This window comes from Streptomyces radiopugnans (assembly GCF_900110735.1).
Lineage (GTDB): Bacteria > Actinomycetota > Actinomycetes > Streptomycetales > Streptomycetaceae > Streptomyces > Streptomyces radiopugnans.
The window spans coordinates 355,865-373,686 of sequence record NZ_FOET01000001.1; the positions used below are offsets into that span (position 1 = coordinate 355,865).

At 74.2% G+C, this 17,822-nt stretch carries 13 protein-coding genes and 1 tRNA gene; 9 read left to right on the plus strand and 5 right to left on the minus strand.

Translation table 11 applies throughout. The features are described 5' to 3' along the window. The first annotated feature begins 90 nt into the window (after positions 1-90). Positions 91-163 (plus strand) — tRNA-Ala (locus tag BMY40_RS01515). Between the two features lie 278 nt (positions 164-441). Further along, positions 442-3,327 carry a leucine--tRNA ligase gene (gene leuS / locus BMY40_RS01520; RefSeq protein ID WP_093654515.1) on the plus strand — a complete coding sequence of 962 codons (2,886 nt, stop codon included), beginning with the start codon at positions 442-444 and terminating at the stop codon, positions 3,325-3,327. A gap of 68 nt (positions 3,328-3,395) precedes the next feature. On the opposite strand, the gene BMY40_RS01525 is transcribed toward leuS, so the two are convergent. Continuing rightward, positions 3,396-4,646, minus strand: a complete 1,251-nt coding sequence (locus tag BMY40_RS01525; protein ID WP_093654517.1) for a (Fe-S)-binding protein — start codon at positions 4,644-4,646, stop codon at positions 3,396-3,398. Positions 4,647-4,690: 44 nt separating this feature from the next. Beyond that, positions 4,691-6,127 carry an FAD-binding oxidoreductase gene (locus BMY40_RS01530; protein ID WP_093654519.1) on the minus strand — a complete coding sequence of 479 codons (1,437 nt, stop codon included), beginning with the start codon at positions 6,125-6,127 and terminating at the stop codon, positions 4,691-4,693. Between the two features lie 267 nt (positions 6,128-6,394). On the opposite strand from BMY40_RS01530, the gene BMY40_RS01535 reads away from it, so the two are divergent. The 4 genes from BMY40_RS01535 to BMY40_RS01550 all read left to right on the plus strand — a co-directional run bounded on the left by BMY40_RS01535 (position 6,395) and on the right by BMY40_RS01550 (position 12,083). Next, positions 6,395-7,147 (plus strand): tetratricopeptide repeat protein, encoded by a 753-nt coding sequence (locus BMY40_RS01535; RefSeq protein ID WP_177213827.1) that lies wholly within the window; start codon positions 6,395-6,397, stop codon positions 7,145-7,147. 187 nt (positions 7,148-7,334) lie between these two features. Then, entirely contained in the window at positions 7,335-8,213 is an 879-nt protein-coding gene (locus BMY40_RS01540; protein WP_093654521.1) for a DegV family protein, read from the plus strand. 565 nt (positions 8,214-8,778) lie between these two features. Then, positions 8,779-9,537 carry a ComEA family DNA-binding protein gene (locus BMY40_RS01545; RefSeq protein WP_342745052.1) on the plus strand — a complete coding sequence of 253 codons (759 nt, stop codon included), beginning with the start codon at positions 8,779-8,781 and terminating at the stop codon, positions 9,535-9,537. Continuing rightward, complete coding sequence (locus BMY40_RS01550; RefSeq protein WP_093654525.1) at positions 9,534-12,083, plus strand: ComEC/Rec2 family competence protein; 2,550 nt, start codon at positions 9,534-9,536, stop codon at positions 12,081-12,083. Before BMY40_RS01545 ends, BMY40_RS01550 begins: the two co-directional genes overlap by 4 nt. 73 nt (positions 12,084-12,156) lie before the next feature. Here the strand turns inward: BMY40_RS01550 and BMY40_RS01555 are convergent, their stop codons facing one another. After that, positions 12,157-12,618: a pyridoxamine 5'-phosphate oxidase family protein gene (locus BMY40_RS01555; RefSeq protein WP_093654527.1), complete on the minus strand. Its 462-nt coding sequence runs from the start codon at positions 12,616-12,618 to the stop codon at positions 12,157-12,159. 169 nt (positions 12,619-12,787) lie between these two features. After that, a complete protein-coding gene (locus BMY40_RS01560) occupies positions 12,788-13,033 on the minus strand; it encodes a hypothetical protein (protein ID WP_093654529.1) in 246 nt (81 codons plus the stop codon). A gap of 121 nt (positions 13,034-13,154) precedes the next feature. On the opposite strand from BMY40_RS01560, the gene holA reads away from it, so the two are divergent. Both holA and BMY40_RS01570 read left to right on the plus strand, forming a co-directional pair. Continuing rightward, on the plus strand, positions 13,155-14,147 hold the full coding sequence (gene holA / locus BMY40_RS01565) for a DNA polymerase III subunit delta (protein WP_093654531.1): 993 nt from the start codon (positions 13,155-13,157) through the stop codon (positions 14,145-14,147). A 99-nt stretch (positions 14,148-14,246) separates the two neighbouring features. Then, positions 14,247-14,972, plus strand: coding sequence for a hypothetical protein (locus BMY40_RS01570; protein WP_143071717.1), 726 nt, complete (start codon positions 14,247-14,249; stop codon positions 14,970-14,972). A 201-nt stretch (positions 14,973-15,173) separates the two neighbouring features. Here BMY40_RS01570 and rpsT read toward each other — a convergent pair whose 3' ends face one another. Next, a complete protein-coding gene (rpsT, locus tag BMY40_RS01575) occupies positions 15,174-15,440 on the minus strand; it encodes a 30S ribosomal protein S20 (RefSeq protein WP_093654535.1) in 267 nt (88 codons plus the stop codon). A 221-nt stretch (positions 15,441-15,661) separates the two neighbouring features. On the opposite strand from rpsT, the gene lepA reads away from it, so the two are divergent. Next, a complete protein-coding gene (gene lepA, locus BMY40_RS01580; protein WP_093654537.1) occupies positions 15,662-17,539 on the plus strand; it encodes a translation elongation factor 4 in 1,878 nt (625 codons plus the stop codon). Positions 17,540-17,822 lie beyond the last annotated feature (283 nt).

Here is a 17,822-nt window from a genome sequence, read left to right on the forward strand (position 1 = left end):
TGACCCACCCGTTATGGGATTTGGCGAAGGAGGCTCCCGGCCGTGTACAGTAGGCATCGCCGCCGCGGGGGACCGCAGCGGAAGGGGCAAGGGGCTATAGCTCAGTTGGTAGAGCGCTTGCATGGCATGCAAGAGGTCAGGAGTTCAATTCTCCTTAGCTCCACAGCAGTGGGAGAGCGGGCCGTCCGGAAGGGCGGCCCGCTTCCGTTCGTCCGGGCCCCGGACGGCCGCCGGGGCCGGGGAGGCCTTGCGGTACCCTGACGGCATGCGTGCCGTACGCCTTCTGCTTAGCGGGCCGCGCTGAACCAGCGCCGACCCTCCGGTCCCGGTTCCGGTGAGGTCGGAATCAGCGCGGCGTCCCCTCCTGTGCGAGGGGTCTTTTCGTTTACGGGCCGTGAGCCCTCCCGCAGGCAGACGACGACCGATGGAGCTTAGAGGACGATGAGCGAGACCACCGCCGCCGCGGAGACCGCGGCCCCCCATCGCTACACGGCCGCGCTGGCCGCGGAGATCGAGGCGCGCTGGCAGGACTTCTGGGACGAGCGCGGCGTGTACGAGGCGCCCAATCCCAGCGGGGACCTGGCCGGCGACCCGGAGACCGTCGCCCGCCCCAAGCGCTTCATCATGGACATGTTCCCGTACCCCTCGGGCGCGGGCCTGCACGTCGGCCATCCGCTGGGCTACATCGCCACGGACGTCACCGCGCGCTATCTGCGCATGACCGGCCACAACGTGCTGCACACCCTGGGCTTCGACGCCTTCGGCCTGCCCGCCGAGCAGTACGCCGTGCAGACCGGCACCCACCCGCGGGTGTCCACCGAGGCCAACATCGAGAACATGAAGGCCCAGCTGCGGCGGCTGGGCCTGGGCCACGACCAGCGCCGGTCCTTCGCCACGATCGACCCGGACTACTACAAGTGGACCCAGTGGATCTTCCTGCAGATCTTCAACTCCTGGTACGACGAGGAGGCCGACCGGGCCCGGCCGATCTCCGAACTGGTCGAGCAGTTCGAATCCGGCGCGCGTCCCACCCCGGACGGCCGGGCCTGGAGCGAGCTGAGCGAGAGCGAGCGGGCCGACGTACTGGGGCAGTACCGCCTGGCGTACGCCTCCGACGCACCGGTCAACTGGTGCCCCGGCCTGGGCACCGTCCTGGCCAACGAGGAGGTCACCGCCGAGGGCCGCTCCGAGCGCGGCAACTACCCCGTCTTCAAGGCCAAGCTGCGCCAGTGGAACATGCGCATCACCGCCTATGCCGAGCGGCTGCTGCGCGACCTGGACGCACTGGACTGGCCCGAGGCGATCAAGCTGCAGCAGCGCAACTGGATCGGCCGCAGCGAGGGCGCCCGCATCGAGTTCCCGGTCGACGGGGCCGGCGAGGGCTCCGCTGAGCGGATCACCGTCTTCACCACCCGTCAGGACACGCTGTTCGGGGCCACGTACATGGTGCTGGCGCCCGAGCACGAGCTGGTGGACCGGATCGTCCCCGAGGCCTGGCCCGAGGGCACCCGCGAGGTGTGGACGGGCGGCCACTCCACCCCGGCCGAGGCGGTCTCGGAGTACCGCAAGCAGGCGGCCGCCAAGTCGGACGTCGAACGGCAGGCAGAGGCCAAGGAGAAGACCGGCGTCTTCACCGGCGCCTACGCCGTCAACCCGGCCGGCGGCGAGCGGATCCCCGTCTTCATCGCCGACTACGTGCTGATGGGCTACGGCACCGGCGCGATCATGGCCGTCCCCGCGCACGACAGCCGCGACTTCGCCTTCGCCCGCGCCTTCGAACTGCCCATGCGCTGCGTGGTCGAGCCGACCGACGGCCGCGGCACCGACCCGGCGACCTGGGACGACGCCTTCTCCTCCTACGACGCCGCGATCATCAACTCCACCGGTGTGGAGGTGTCGCTGGACGGTCTGGGCGTGACCGAGGCCAAGGCCCGGACGACCGAGTGGCTGACCGAGAGCGGCATCGGCGAGGGCACCGTCAACTACCGCCTGCGCGACTGGCTGTTCAGCCGCCAGCGCTACTGGGGCGAGCCGTTCCCGATCGTCTACGACGAGGACGGCGTGGCACACGCGCTGCCGGAGTCGATGCTGCCGCTGCAACTGCCCGAGGTCGAGGACTACTCCCCGCGCACCTTCGACCCCGACGACGCCGACACCGAGCCCGAGACCCCGCTGTCGCGGAACGAGGAGTGGGTGAACGTCACGCTGGACCTGGGCGACGGGCGCGGCCCGCGCAGGTTCCGCCGCGAGACCAACACCATGCCCAACTGGGCCGGCTCCTGCTGGTACGAGCTGCGCTACCTGGACCCGCACAACGACGAGAAGCTGGTCGACCCGGAGATCGAGCGCTACTGGATGGGCCCGCGCGAGGGGATGCCCACCGGCGGCGTGGACCTGTACGTCGGCGGCGCCGAACACGCCGTGCTGCACCTGCTGTACGCCCGCTTCTGGTCCAAGGTGCTGTACGACCTGGGGCACGTCTCCTCGGCCGAGCCGTTCCACAAGCTGTTCAACCAGGGCATGATCCAGGCCTACGTCTACCGCGACTCCCGCGGCATCGCGGTGCCCGCCGCCGAGGTCGAGGAGCGCGACGGCGCCTACTGGTACGGCGGCGAGAAGGTCAGCCGGGCGCTGGGCAAGATGGGCAAGTCCCTGAAGAACGCCGTCACTCCGGACGAGATCTGCGCGGAGTACGGCGCCGACACCCTGCGGCTGTACGAGATGGCCATGGGCCCGCTGGACGTCTCCCGCCCGTGGGACACCCGCGCGGTCGTCGGCCAGTACCGGCTGCTGCAGCGGCTGTGGCGCAACGTCGTCGACGAGACGACGGGCGAGGTCGCGGTCGTCGACGCCGAGCCGGACGAGGAGACCCTGCGCGCGCTGCACAAGGCGGTCGACGGGGTGCGGCAGGACATGGAGGGCCTGCGCTTCAACACCGCCATCGCGAAGATCACCGAGCTGAACAACCACGTCACCCGGCTGCGCGAGGTGCCGCGTTCGGTGGCCGAGCGCATGGTGCTGCTGATCGCGCCGCTGGCCCCCCACATCGCCGAGGAGCTGTGGCGCAGGCTGGGCCACGACACCAGCGTCGTCCACGAGGACTTCCCCGTGGCCGATCCGCGGTACGTGGTGGACGAGACCGTGACCTGCGTCGTGCAGGTGCGGGGCAAGGTCAAGGCCCGGCTGGAGGTCGCCCCGGACATCTCCGAGGCCGACCTGGAGGCCCGGGCGCTGGCCGAGCCGGCGATCACCGGCGCGCTGGGCGGAGCGGACGTCCGCAAGGTGATCGTGCGGGCGCCGAAGCTGGTGAACATCGTTCCCGCCTGACCCCCGGGCACGTACGTGATGCGGCTGCGGGCCGCGGCCGGCCGGCCGCGGCCCGCAGCCGTGCGCGTTCAGCCCTCCGCCGGTCCGGCGACCGTTCCCTGCCCGGGGTCCGGTTCGGGATCCGGCTCGCCTTCCGGCTCCGACCGCGCTGCCATGGCGAGCAGTTCGGCGAGGTGCACGGCCTTCGTCCGGGAGCGCGTGCGGCGCAGCCCCTGCCGCAACTGGCGCAGACAGCCGGGGTTGACCGCCACGACGTAGTCCACGTCCAGCTTCCGCAGGGCCTCCAGCTTCGGATCCAGCACGGCCCGGCTGTCGTCCGGCCGCAGCATCGCGTACGTGCCGGCGGCGCCGCAGCAGTCGCCCGCGCCGGGCAGCTCGACGTAGTCGGCCACCGCGGCGACGAGTTCGCGGGGCGGACGGGTCACGCCCAGGCCGTTGCGCAGGTGGCAGGAGTCCTGGAGGGCGACCCGCGCCGGACGGCCGCCGACCGTGACCCGGCCCGCGGGACGGTGGCCGGTGCGCTCCAGATAGTCGCTCAGCTCCCTGACGCGGTCCCGGCCCAGGTGGTGGGCGAGGTGGGCGGCGCAGCCGCCGGAGGTGGTCACGACGGTGCCGGGCAGCCGCTCGCCGAGCGCGCGGGCCATCTCGGCACCGGCGGCGGAGTCGCCGTTGTGGGCGTGCAGCGCGCCGCAACAGCCCTGCCCCGAGGGGACGGTGACCTCCGGCCGCAGCTCGCGCACGGCGCGCGAGACGGACGGGTACAGCCCGCGCTCGACGCAGCCCAGCATCAGCGACACCGCCTGCTCACGCTCCCCGTGCGCGAGACGGCGGCCGCGGGCGGCGCGGCGGTCGCGGGCGTGGCGACGCACCAGCCCCTGGAGCCGCAGCAGCCACGGCCGGGACACCACGGCCATCAGCAGACGGGCGATCAGGGGCCGGTCGCGCCCCTGCCACTGGTGGTCGCGCCACTGCTCCAGCAGCCGCCCGTACTCCACTCCCGCCGGGCAGACCGTCTCGCAGGCCCGGCAGCCCAGGCAGAACGACGACTCCTCGGCCAGGGTGGGGTCGTCCGGGGCGAGGTCGCCGGACTCCAGCGCCCGCATCAGGGTGATGCGGCCGCGCGGGGAGGACGGCTCCTGGCGGGTGAGGGAGTAGGTGGGGCATGCGGGCAGGCAGAACCCGCAGGAGATGCAGCGGTCGAGCAGAGCCTTGTCGAAGACGCCGAGGCCCTCGCCCCGGCCGGGGGCGGGGCCGGACGGGGGCTCGGGGGCGGAGGCGGGATCGGGGCGGGACGCGGGACGGGGTGCGGAGTCGGTCAATGGGATTCCTCCGTGGACACCCCCGCCTTCGGGCGGGGAGGAAGTCAGGATCCGAGCTTTCCCGGGTTGAGGATGCCCGCCGGGTCGAAGGCCTTCTTGATGCGGCGCAGCAGGGCGACCTGGTCGTCCCCGATCCGGTCGGCCAGGTAGGGCAGTTTGGCCGCACCCACGCCGTGCTCGCCGGTGATGGTGCCGTCCAGGGCGATGGCGGCCGCGAAGATCTCGGCGAACGCCCGGTGGGCGCGCTCGGCCCCCTCGCCGTCGTCGGGGTCGAGTACGCAGGTGGGGTGGAGGTTGCCGTCCCCGGCGTGGCCGAAGGTGGCGATCCGCAGGTCGTGGCGGTCGGCGGTCTCGTCGATGCGGTCCACCATTTCGGCGAGCCGGTGGCGGGGCACGGTGGCGTCCTCCAGGATCGTGAGCGAACCCAGCCGGGAGAGCGCCGGGAGTGAGCAGCGGCGGGCGGCGAGCAGGGCGTCGGCGCGGGCGACGTCCTCGGCGAGGGTGACCTCCAGGGCGCCGGCCCCCTGGCACACCTCCCCGATACGGGCGAGGGTGCCGGCCACGGTGCGCCTGGACCCGTCGTCGCCGAAGAGCAGCAGCGCCCCGGCGTCCCGCCGCAGGCCGAGCCCGGCGAACTCCTCGACGGCCGAGACGCACTTGCGGTCGAGGAACTCCAGCGTGGCCGGGACGATCCCGTCGGCGATGACGGCCGCCACGGCCCGGGAGGCGTCGGCGAGGGAGTCGAAGTAGGCGACCCCGGTGCCGGTCTCCTCGGGGGCGGGCAGCAGGGCCACGGTGGCCTCGGTGATCACCGCGAGGGTGCCCTCGGAGCCGGTCAGCAGCCGGGTGAGGTCGTAGCCGGCCACGTCCTTCCACAGCCGCCCGCCGGTGCGGACGACCTCACCGGTGGGCAGGACGGCCTCCAGGCCGAGCACGTGGTTGCGGGTGACGCCGTACTTCAGGCCGCGCAGGCCACCTGCGCAGGTCGCCACGTTGCCGCCGACGGTGGAGACGGTCCGGCTGCCGGGGTCGGGGGCGTACAGCAGGCCTTCGCGCGCCGCCGCGTCCGCGAGTGCGGTGGTGGTCACCCCGGGCTGGACGCGGGCCAGCAGCTCGGCGGGGCTGACCTCCAGGATCCGGTCGAGCCGGGTGAGCACCATGACGATGCCGCCGCGCAGGGGCACGGTGGCGGCGCACAGGTTGGAGCCCGCGCCGCGCGGTACGACCGGTACGCCCCGCTCGGTGGCGTACCGCAGGACCGCGGCGACCTCCTCGGTGCAGCCGGGCAGCACCACGGCCTGCGGCCGGGCGTGGAAGAGGGGGGTGGCGTCGCGGGCGTAGGCGGCCAGCGCCCCGTCGTCAGTCCTGACGTGGTCGCGTCCCACGATGGCGGCCAGGTCACCGGCCAGGTCGCCGGGCGGGCTCCCGGCCGGGTCCCCGGCCCGGCGTCCGGCCGGGTCCGTCTCCGCGTGCGTGTGCATCGGCGCACCACCATCCAGTCCAGTACGGGCGTGGACCGACGGTAGACCAGCGGGCGCGCGGCGGCGAGAAGGCGGGGAGGGAGAGGGGGGGACGGGGGAGGGCGGGCTCCGTTCCGGGGTGCTCCCGGGACCCCTACGGGACGGATGCGGGGGCGTTCCGGGCCCGCCGGAACCCGGGACCGGCCCCGCGCGTTTACCCTGGGAGGACGACCGCCCCCTCCGGGCTCCGGAGGGCGGTGGCACACCTGCCGACGAGGGAGCGGAGCTGTGGAGTTCGTCATCGGTCTGCTGGCCTTCCTCTTCGTACTCTTCGTCGTCCTCGGCGCGATCGCCACGGTGAAGACCGTGCGAGCGGTCAGGCGCGGCGTGGAGCGGACGGGGCAGCAGGTGCGCCGCACCGTCGAGGAGACCACGCTGAAGGCCCGCAGCGCCCAGCCGGGCCCCGTGGGGGAGTTGGCCCGCGTACGACTGGAGCTGCGCACTTCTCTGGACAGTACGCGCCGCGCACTGGAGACCGGGATCCGGCACGACCCCTCGCTGAGCGAGGCGGCCGGCCTGCTCGACCGGCTCGAAGAGCACGCCCGCCAGCTCGACGGCGAACTGCGGCTGCTGATGGAGCGGGAGCCGGACCGCGGCCGGATCGCCGCCCGGCTCCCGGACGCGCGGGAGCGCGCCGGCCGCATCCGCGCCTCCGCCGACTCGCTGCGCTTCGCCGCGCAGGACCGGGCCCGGCGGCACGACGAGGACGGGCTGGCCGCGCTGAGCGAGCAGATCGAGATCGAGGCGGGCGCGCTGCGGCACTGGACGGCCCCCGCCCCCGCCCCTGCCTCCGAGACCGCTCCCGGTGCCGTTCCCGGCACGGCCTCCGAGGCCGCCGCACCTAGCGCGGAGACCCCGCAGACGCCGGGCATCGAGGGCCCGAAGGACGCCTCGCACGACCGCACGGCGGAATTCGGCACCGACTTCACCAAGGAGTTCGGCCCGGACTTCGGCAGGGGCCGCCCGCAGAGCGCGTCCTGAATCCCGCGGGGTCCTCCGCGCCCGGCCGTGCCGGGCGGACCGGCCCGCACCGCCCCTCCTGATCACCCGAACCGCACCACCGCGAAAGGCCGTCGAGTGAACCACCGGGCAGCGGACCGCCGTACCGCGGACCGCGTCGCACCGCTCGCCGCATCGCGGCGGGGAAGGGCCCGGTAATCTCCGCCCCATGTCCCGCCATGTCGCGATCGTCACTGATTCCACGGCCTACCTGCCGCAGGCGGCACTGGAACACCACCGCATCGCCTCGGTGCCGCTGACCGTGGTGCTGGGCGACCGGGCACTGGAGGAGGGCACCGAGCTCTCCGCCCGCTCGCTGGCCGAGGCCCTGCGGAAACGGCGGTCCGTCACCACATCCCGTCCCGGCCCGCAGGTGTTCGCCGAGGTGTACCGCTCCATCGCGCGGGAGCCGGGAGTGGAGGGCATCGTCTCCCTCCACCTGTCGGCCGAGCTGTCCGGCACCTACGACGCGGCCGTGACCGCCGCGCGTGAGGCCCCCGTGCCGGTGCGGGTGGTGGACACCGGCATGGTGGCGATGGCGCTGGGCTTCTGCGCCCTGGCCGCGGCCGAGGCCGCCGAGGCGGGCGGCACGCTGGACGAGACGGTCGCCGCGGCCCGGAAGCGGGCGGAGGGGACCTCCGCGTTCTTCTACGTGGACACCCTGGAGTACCTGCGGCGCGGCGGCCGCATCGGCGCGGCCCAGGCCCTGCTGGGATCGGCCCTGGCGGTCAAGCCCCTGCTGGAGCTGGAAGACGGCCGTATCGGCATGCTGGAGAAGGTCCGCACCGCCTCCCGGGCCATCGCCCGCCTGGAGGAGATCGTGGCGGAGCGGGCGGGCGGTGCCGACGTGGACGTCGCCGTCCACCACCTGTCGGCCGCGGACCGTGCCGACCAGCTCGCGCAGCGACTGCGAGACCGGCTGCCGGGGCTCGGGGAACTGCACGTCAGCGAGGTGGGGGCGGTCATCGGCGCACACACGGGGCCGGGGCTGCTGGGCGTCGTGGTGTCACTCCGGCAGGTGACGGAGTTGTCCACAACCGGCCGGTAATCCACGGAAGAAAGCCGTGCCCGGACGGGACCGGCGTTCCCGCCTACCGTCGGGCGGCATGAGCACCCCACCACGCCTCCGGCCGCGCACCCCTGTCTCCCGTGCCCCTGCCTCCCGTCCTTCCACCCGCCCGCCCCTGCGTCCTCTGGCGGCAGGCCCCGGCCGCCACCGGGGCCCCGACGGCACGGTCCCGAACGGGGGGCGGCGCAGGCGTCGGCGGGAACTCCGGCGGGCCACCGAGGCGGCGCCCCTGCGGGAGCGCGCGGGCGCGCTGCTCGGGGACGTCCCGCCGGTGCCGGGGCCGGAGCCGCGCGGGCCGGACACCTGCGGGTCGCCCGTCCGGCTGTCGCGGACGGAGGCCATCACGGCCGCACACGACGCGGTCCGGCAGGCGCGGGCCGCCCGCCTGGCGGCGGAGCGGGTGCCCGCGCCGCGCCCGGCCCGTCCCGTTCCCGGACCCGCTCCCGGCCGTGTTTCCGGTTCCGTTCCCGGTCGCGCTCCCGACCCCGGCCCTGCGCCCGATCCCGCGGCCACTCCGGGCGCCGACCCCGCGGACACCGGTCCTGTGGACGAGTCCCGGCGCGCACGGCTGGCGGAGGCCGTGCGGGACAGGCTGCCGCTGTGGGTGCGCACGCGGTGCGGAGTGGAACCACGCACGCTGGCCGCACTCGCCCTGGCCCTGGCCCTGGCCCTCGGATTCGCCGCACACCACTTCTGGAGCGGACGCCCGCAGATGGTGCAGGCACCGCCTGTGGAGTCGGCCTCCCGCTCGCGCCCCGCACCCTCCCCGTCCTTTCTCCCGGGACCCACCTCCGTCCCGGCGCCCGCCGCGGCTCCCGGCCCGGCCCCCGGCGCGGCTTCCGCAGGAGGGCCGCTGCTGGTGGACGTGGCGGGCGAGGTGCGCAGGCCCGGGGTCCACCGGCTGCCGGCCGGAGCCCGTGTGGCCGACGCACTGCGGGCCGCGGGCGGTGTCCGGCCGGGCACCGACCTCCACGGCCTCAACCGCGCCCGGCCGCTGGCCGACGGCGAGCAGATCGTCGTCGGGGAGCCTCCCACGGCGGCAGCCGTCCCCGGTCCGCCCGCCGCCGCCGCCGCGGCCGGGGGCGGGGGCGGGGGCGGGCCGGCGGTGGGCGGACCGGTCAGCCTCAACTCCGCCACGGCCGACCAGCTCGACGCCCTGCCCGGCATCGGCCCCGTGATGGCCCAGCGCATCATCGACCACCGCACCGAGCGCGGCGGTTTCTCCTCCGTCGAGGAGCTCCGCGAGGTCACCGGGATCGGGGAACGCCGCTTCGCCGAGCTGAAGCCGCTGGTCGGGCCGTGACCACGAGTGCGCCGACCGGTACGGCGGCCCGGTCGGCGGTCCACTCCGCCGCTGGCCGCCGGCTGGGGGCGGCGGAGCCGCGCCAGGAGGGACCGGCCGACCTGCGGCTGGTGCCGCCCGCGCTGGCCGCCTGGGGCGCGGCGGCCCTGGCCCTGGGTGCTCCGGGCGGCGCGGCCGTCACCGGCGTGGCACTGTGCCTCCTGGGCGCGGCGGTGTCCCTGGTCCTGGCACGGGGCCGTGGCGGAATCCGCTGCGGTGGGATCCGCCGTGGCGGAATCCGGGGAGGCGGGCGTACGGCCGCCGCCATGACGCTGGTGTGCGCCGCCGCCGGCGGCGGGGTGGCCGCGGCGCACGCGGCCGACCTGCACCGGGGCCCGCTGCCCGCGGCGGCCCGGCAGTACGCGCACGTCACCGCCGAGGTGGCCGTCACCGGTGATCCGCGCCTCGTCCGGCCACGCGTACGCGGCTCGGAGCAGCCGGCGGGCACGGTGATGCTGCGCGCCGAGGCCCTGCGCGTCACCACCGCCGACGGCACGGTGACCGCCACCCGGTCGCCGGTGCTCGTCCTGGTACGGGGGACGGACTCGGCGGCCGGGCCACCGGCGGGATGGCTCGATCTGCTGCCCTCCACCCGGCTGCGGCTCCAGGCCCGGCTCCTGCCGCCCCGGGACGACGGGGCCGGGGGCCGCGACGTCGCCGCCGTCCTGAGGGTGAGCGCCGGTGGGCCGCCCACGGTGACCGCCGGGCCGACGGCGGTCCAGCGCACCGCGGGAGAGCTGCGCTCCGGGCTGCGGGAGGCCAGCGACGGGCTGCCGCGCGACGCGCGGGCGCTGCTGCCCGGACTGGTCGTCGGCGACACCTCGCGCATCCCGCCCGATCTCGACGCCGCCTTCCGGGCCGTCGACATGCTCCACCTGCTGGCGGTCAGCGGTGCGAACCTCGCGATCCTGCTGGTGCTGCTCATCGGGCCGCCGGACCGGGCCGTACGCGCCGAACGCCGGGGCATGGCGCCCCGGCTGGGGATGTCGCTGCGCACCACCGCGGTCGCCGGGGCGCTGCTCACCCTCGCCTTCGTGGTGGTCTGCCGTCCCGAGCCCAGCGTGCTCCGGGCGGCGGCCTGCGGGCTGATCACCATCGTGGCGATCGGCACCGGACGGCGGCGCTCCCTGCTGCCGGCCCTGGCCGCCGCCGTACTGCTGCTCGTCCTTTACGACCCGTGGCTCGCCCGCGACTTCGGCTTCATCCTCTCGGTCCTGGCCACCGGCTCGCTGCTCACCGTCGCACCCCGCTGGAGCGAGGCCCTGCGCCGCCGGCGAGTGCCGGGAAGGCTCGCCGAGGCGCTGGCGGCGGCCGCGGCGGCGCAGGCGGTGTGCGCGCCCGTGGTCGCGGTCCTCGCGGCCCACGTCAGCCTGGTGGCGATCCCGTGCAACATGCTGGCCGAGTTCCTGGTCGCGCCCGCCACCGTGCTCGGCTTCGCGGCCCTGGTCACGGCACCCCTCGCGCCGCCCCTGGCCGAGGCGCTGGCCTGGTCGGCGGGCTGGCCCACCGGGGCCGTCGCCGCCATCGCCCGGGCGGGGGCCTCCCTGCCCGGCGCCGAGATCGACTGGCCGGGCAGCTGGACCGGCGCACTGCTGCTGGCCGCGCTCACCGCGGCGGCGGTCCTGGCCGCCCGCCGGCTGGTGCGGCACCGGTGGCTCTGCGCGGCCTGCGCCGTACTGCTGGCCCTGGCGGTCCTGCGCCCCGTCCCGCTGATCCGCCCCCTCACCGGCTGGCCGCCGCCCGGCTGGCGGCTGGCGGTCTGCGACGTGGGCCAGGGGGACGCGCTGGCGCTGGCGGCCGGGGAGGGCGCGGCCGTGGTCGTCGACGCCGGCCCCGATCCGGAGACGGCGGACCGCTGCCTGAGAGCCCTCGGCGTCACGGCCGTCCCCCTGCTGGTGCTCACCCACTTCCACGCCGACCATGTCGCCGGACTGCCCGGTGTGCTGAGGGGCCGTGCGGTCGGGGCGATCCAGACCACCGACCGGAACGAACCGGCCGGGCAGGCGGCGGCGGTACGGCGCGAGGCCGCCCGAGCGAGGGTGCCGGTGATCGGGGCGGGGCCGGGGGAGCGGCGCCGGATCGGCGATCTGTCCTGGGAGGTGCTCTGGCCCCGCCGGCCGCCGCCGCCCGGACCGCCCTCCCCCTCGGGCGAGGACGCCAACGACGCCAGCGTCACCCTCCTCGTCCGCGCGGCCGGCCTGACCGTCCTCCTCCCCGGCGACCTCGAACCCCCGGCACAGCGCGGCCTGCTGGAGGCACACCCCGACCTGCCCGCGGTGGACGTCCTCAAGGTGGCCCACCACGGCTCGGCCCACCAGGACCCGGCCCTGCTGGAGCGGCTGAGCCCCCGCGTCGCCCTCGTCTCCTGCGGAGAGGACAACCCCTATGGACACCCGTCCCCGAAGGTCCTCGCCGGGCTGCGCGACTCGGGCTCCGCCGTCCTGCGCACCGACACCCACGGCTCCCTGGCCGTCACCGCGGACGGCACGGTGGTCGCGTCGGGCTGAGGGCCGCGACGGCCGCCGTACCGCGGGGGCCGTCCTGTCCCGGCGCTTCGCCGAAGGGCCGTCGGCGAAGCCGTCAGCGGGCGAGCCACAGACCGTCGCGCATCAGCTCCCGGTCGGCCAGTTCGTTCTCCTCACGCCAGGCCAGCAGCCTCTCCGGCCGCAGCCGGAGGTAGAGCCATCCGGGCTTCTCGCGCGGATCCCAGCCCAGCTTCGCGGCGAACGCGTCCGCCTCCCGTCCGGGCAGCTCGCCGGGGCCGAGGATCCCGGCACGGGTGTCGATCAGCACCACGTCCCGCGTGTGCCCCAGCGCCACCCGCGCTCGCGGCACGGCCCGCAGATTGCGGACGGTGGGGCGCGAGTCCCGGGTGGACATCACCAGCGAGCCTTCGGACCAGAGGAACGACAGCGGCACGAGGCAGGGGGTGGCATCGGGATTCACCGTGGACACCCAGGCGTCCGCATCTTCTTCCAGGCGCTCCAGCACATCGCGCCTGCGCTGCTCCGCCGTGCGCGGAGCCGGGTGAGAGACCGTCATGCGCCGGACGGTAACCGGAGGCACGGCACGGCGCATCGGGCGGACGCCCTGGACCGCGCGCCCTACTCCCGCGCGCCCCGACCCCGCGGGCCTCGCACCCGGCCACCGCGACGGCAGCCCGGTCCGCTCCAGTCCGGTCCGGTCCGGTCGCCGGATCCCGCGCGCCGCCTCAGCCCCGCTCCAGCCAGCCGTCGTACTCGGTTGCGAGGGCGTCCAGTTCGGCCGGGTCGTACGCGCCGCCCGGGTCGTCGAGCACGACCAGCCACTGGGCGTCCTCCGCGTCGTCCTCACCCGCCAGCGCCTCGCGGACCGGCCGCGGCTCCTCCGCCAGGCCGAGCCGTTCGGCGACCTCCTCGGCCACCTCCTCCGCGGCGTCGCGGTCGGGGAGCACCAGGATGTGTCGTACGTCGTCCACCGCGTCATTGTGCGACAGCCGCCGGGGCGGCCCGCGCGCAGGCCCCGAGCGGCCCCGAGCGGCTTCCGGGCAGCCCCGGCCGCCGCCGGACTGTCCGCGGCTCGTGGGATGCTGGTGCGCGATGGCCGGTAAAACCAGGAAGTCCTCGACCGACGACCCCCTAGCCCCCGTCACGCTCGCGGTGGGCCAGGAGGATCTGCTGCTCGACCGCGCGGTGCGCCAGGTGATCGACGCGGCCAGGGCCGCCGACGCCGACACCGACGTGCGCGAACTCGCCCCCGCCGACCTGCGGCCCGGCACGCTGGCGGAGCTGACCAGCCCGTCCCTTTTCGCCGAGCGCAAGGTCGTGGTCGTCCGGGACGCGCAGGACCTCGCGGCGGACACCGTCAAGGACGTCAAGGCGTATCTGGGCTCCCCGGCCGAGGAGATCACCCTGGTCCTGGTGCACGCGGGCGGCGCCAAGGGCAAGGGACTGCTGGACGCAGCGCGCAAGGCGGGCGCGCGCGAGGTCGCCTGCCCGAAGATGACCAAGCCCGCCGACCGGCAGGCGTTCGTGCGCGGCGAGTTCCGCGCCGCCGGGCGCTCGGCCACGCCGGAGGCCTGCCAGGCCCTGGTGGAGATCCTCGGCAGCGATCTGCGCGAACTGGCCAGTGCCTGCTCCCAGCTCACCGCCGACGTCGAGGGCACCATCGACGAGGCCGTCGTCGCCCGCTACTACAGCGGGCGCGCGGAGGCCTCCAGCTTCACCATCGCCGACCGGGCCGTGGAGGGCAGGCTGCCCGAGGCGCTGGAGGCACTGCGCTGGTCGCTGTCGACGGGTGTGGCCCCGGTGCTGGTCACCAGCGCCCTGGCCCAGGGGGTGCGGGGCATCGGCAAGCTGATGTCGGCCCCGCGCGGGATGCGTCCCGGCGACCTGGCACGTGAGCTGGGCATGCCGCCGTGGAAGATCGACCGGGTCCGCCAGCAGATGCGCGGCTGGTCGGCGGCCGGGGTGTCGGCGGCTCTGCGTGCGGTGGCCGAGGCCGACGCGGCGGTCAAGGGCGGCGGCGACGATCCGGAGTACGCCCTGGAGAAGGCCGTCATCACCATCGCCCGCGCGGCCCGTTCCCGCTGAGCCGGGTGCCCGCCCTGACCACGGCGGCTTGACCGCGGCGTACGCCGCCGGAATCCTCTTGGCCGGCCGATCGGTCCGGACACGGAACGGGTGGGGCGAATGAGAGCCAGACGGTGGACGGTGTGCGTGGCGCTGGCGGCGATGTGCTTATCGGCCGGCTGCGGTTCGGGAGAGAGGGACGACGGCCCCCGGCCGCCGGCTGACTCCTCGTCCCGGGACGCCGCCCCGGCCGGGGAGTCCCCCGGGCAGGAGCCCGGTGAGGAGAAGCCCTCCGGGCCCGCGGTGACGGTCACCGACGGCGAGGGGTACCGCTTCGAGGTCGTCGGGATGGGCGCGGGGACGGTTCCGGAGATCGGGGAGGAGAACGGCGGGGAGGCGGTGTCGGCACGTCCCGGACACGTCTTCGTCCACGTGGACGTGGCGGTGAGGAACCTCCAGAAGGACCGGAGCGCGCCGCTGGGCGACGTCCTGACCCACTGGCGGATCGACGTGCCCAGGAGCGCGGCGCCGGAGGGGAACACCCTGCGGCAGTGCGACAGCTACTCCGAGCACTGCGCCGACAGGATCTCGTGCCTGCGGACGGACGCGCCGCCCGGCGAGGACGGCGACATGGGCGGCCTGGACGAGAAGAACCGGACGATACCGGCGGGCGCCACCTGGAGGCTGCGCTGCTTCCTGGGGCAGAGCACCTTCGCGAGCGTCTCCGGCGCGAAGGAGGTCAGGGACTCGGTCGACCCCGGCCGGATCCGGCTGCTGCGGGTCGAGGACGCCGGCGGGTTCACCGTGGAGGAGAGCGGCATCGACCTGGAGATCCCCCTGGGCTGAGCACCGAACGCGTACTGCCCGCCGTGGGGGATCACGGCGGGCAGTCGCTTCAGGCTCTCGGCCCGGAACTTCTCGGTGCGCCGCACCCGCGTGGCGAACGCAGGCCGCGTGCGGCGCGGTGGGCCGGTACGGAGCGGTGAGAGGGTCCGCTGGAGTCCGCTTCGGCACCGGGGTGGACCGTCAGCCGACGGTCCGGGGGCTTCAGCCCTTGAGAGCGGAGACCTTCTGGGCCAGCGCCGACTTCTTGTTGGCGGCCTGGTTCTTGTGGATCACGCCCTTGCTGGCGGCCTTGTCCAGCTTCTTGCCGGCCAGGCGCGCGGCCTCGGCGGCCTTCTCGGCGTCACCGGCGGCGATCGCCTCGCGGGTGCGGCGGATCGCGGTCTTCAGCTCGGACTTGACCGCCTTGTTGCGCTGGCGGGCCTTCTCGTTGGTCTTGATCCGCTTGATCTGGGACTTGATGTTCGCCACGAAAGAGCCTTCTCGGGTGTGATGAGGTGTGATTCCGTGCCCCTGTCTCCCCGTGCGGTCCCGTCGCACCGTCCGCGCGCCGGGCCCCGCGCGAGGGCAATGAGACACAGTCGGTCAGGGTACCAGCAGGCCAGATCGGCTCCCAAACCGGACCGTAAGCGCCACTCGTGGGACGATGGGGGAGACGTACCGACCCGAGCCATGACCCGACAGGACCCTGCGTGCCCGCGACCCCATCGAACGTGCCGGAGCCGAGCCGTACCGACCCGGCGCTGATCCGCAACTTCTGCATCATCGCGCACATCGACCACGGCAAGTCGACGCTCGCCGACCGGATGCTCCAGCTCACCGGTGTCGTCGAGCAGCGCCAGATGCGCGCCCAGTACCTCGACCGCATGGACATCGAGCGCGAGCGCGGCATCACGATCAAGTCCCAGGCGGTCCGCCTGCCGTGGGCCCCCACGGAGGGCGAGGACAAGGGGACGACCCACATCCTGAACATGATCGACACCCCCGGGCACGTCGACTTCACCTACGAGGTGTCCCGCTCGCTGGCCGCGTGCGAGGGGTGCATCCTCCTGGTCGACGCCGCCCAGGGCATCGAGGCCCAGACTCTCGCCAACCTCTACCTGGCGATGGAGAACGACCTCACGATCATCCCCGTCCTCAACAAGATCGACCTCCCGGCCGCCCAGCCGGAGAAGTTCGCCGCCGAGCTGGCGCACCTCATCGGCTGCGACCCGTCGGAGGTGCTGAAGGTCTCCGCCAAGACCGGCGAGGGCGTCGAGGCGCTGCTGGACGAGGTCGTGCGGCAGGTCCCGGCCCCGGTCGGCGTCGCGGACGCCCCCGCCCGCGCCATGATCTTCGACTCGGTCTACGACGCCTACCGCGGCGTCGTGACGTACGTGAAGGTCGTCGACGGCAAGCTCTCCAAGCGCGAGCGCATCCAGATGATGTCCACCGGCGCCGCCCACGAGCTGCTGGAGATCGGTACCAACAGCCCGGAGATGCTGCCCGCCGACGGTCTGTCCGTCGGTGAGGTGGGATATCTGATCACCGGTGTGAAGGACGTGCGCCAGTCCAAGGTCGGCGACACCATCACCCAGTTCTCCAAGGGGGCCACCGAGCCGCTGGGCGGCTACAAGGACCCCAAGCCGATGGTGTTCTCCGGCCTGTACCCGCTGGACGGCTCGGACTACCCCGAGCTGCGCGACGCCCTGGACAAGCTCCAGCTCAACGACGCCGCGCTGGTCTACGAGCCGGAGACGTCCGCCGCCCTCGGCTTCGGCTTCCGCGTGGGCTTCCTCGGCCTGCTGCACCTGGAGGTCATCCGCGAGCGCCTGGAGCGCGAGTTCGGGCTCGACCTGATCGCCACCGCGCCCAACGTGGTCTACCGCGTGGACATGGAGGACGGCACCGAGCACGTCGTCACCAACCCCAGCGAGTACCCGACGGGCAAGGTCGCCCAGGTTCACGAGCCGGTCGTCCGCGCGACGGTGCTGACCCCCAACGACTTCGTCGGCGCCGTGATGGAGCTGTGCCAGTCGCGGCGCGGCAACCTGCTGGGCATGGACTACCTGTCCGAGGACCGCGTCGAACTGCGCTACACCCTTCCGCTGGCGGAGATCGTCTTCGACTTCTTCGACGCCCTCAAGTCCAAGACCCGCGGCTACGCCTCGCTCGACTACGAGCCGACCGGCGAGCAGACCGCCGACCTGGTCAAGGTCGACATCCTGCTGCACGGCGACAAGGTGGACGCCTTCTCCGCGATCGTCCACAAGGACAAGGCGTACAGCTACGGCGTCAGGATGGCCTCCAAACTGCGCGAGCTCATCCCGCGGCAGCAGTTCGAGGTGCCCATCCAGGCCGCCATCGGCTCGCGCGTCATCGCCCGCGAGACCGTCCGCGCCATCCGCAAGGACGTGCTCGCCAAGTGCTACGGCGGTGACATCTCCCGCAAGCGGAAGCTGCTGGAGAAGCAGAAGGAGGGCAAGAAGCGCATGAAGGTGGTGGGCCGGGTGGAGGTCCCGCAGGAGGCCTTCATCGCCGCGCTCTCCTCGGACTCCGACGGCGGCGGCGAAGCCAAGGGCAAGAAGTAGGCCCGCCCGGGGCCGGCCGTACGGGCCGGTGCGCGGGCGGAGCCGCAGGACGGAGCGTCTGTGAGGGTGCCCACCGGCCCGTACGGGCCGGTGGGCACCCTCACACGTGCGGGGCCCGTCCGCGGGCGCACGGGTGGGCGGCGGGGTATGTGGTGTATGTATCGCACAGGTCACGGCTTCACGTAGGCGACGTGCAAGCCCTTTCAAGGCGGGGCCTTCCGCCTTAGGCTGATCGCCCGCTCGGTTGTTACTCGCGAGTCACTCAATACGCACAGACCAGCAC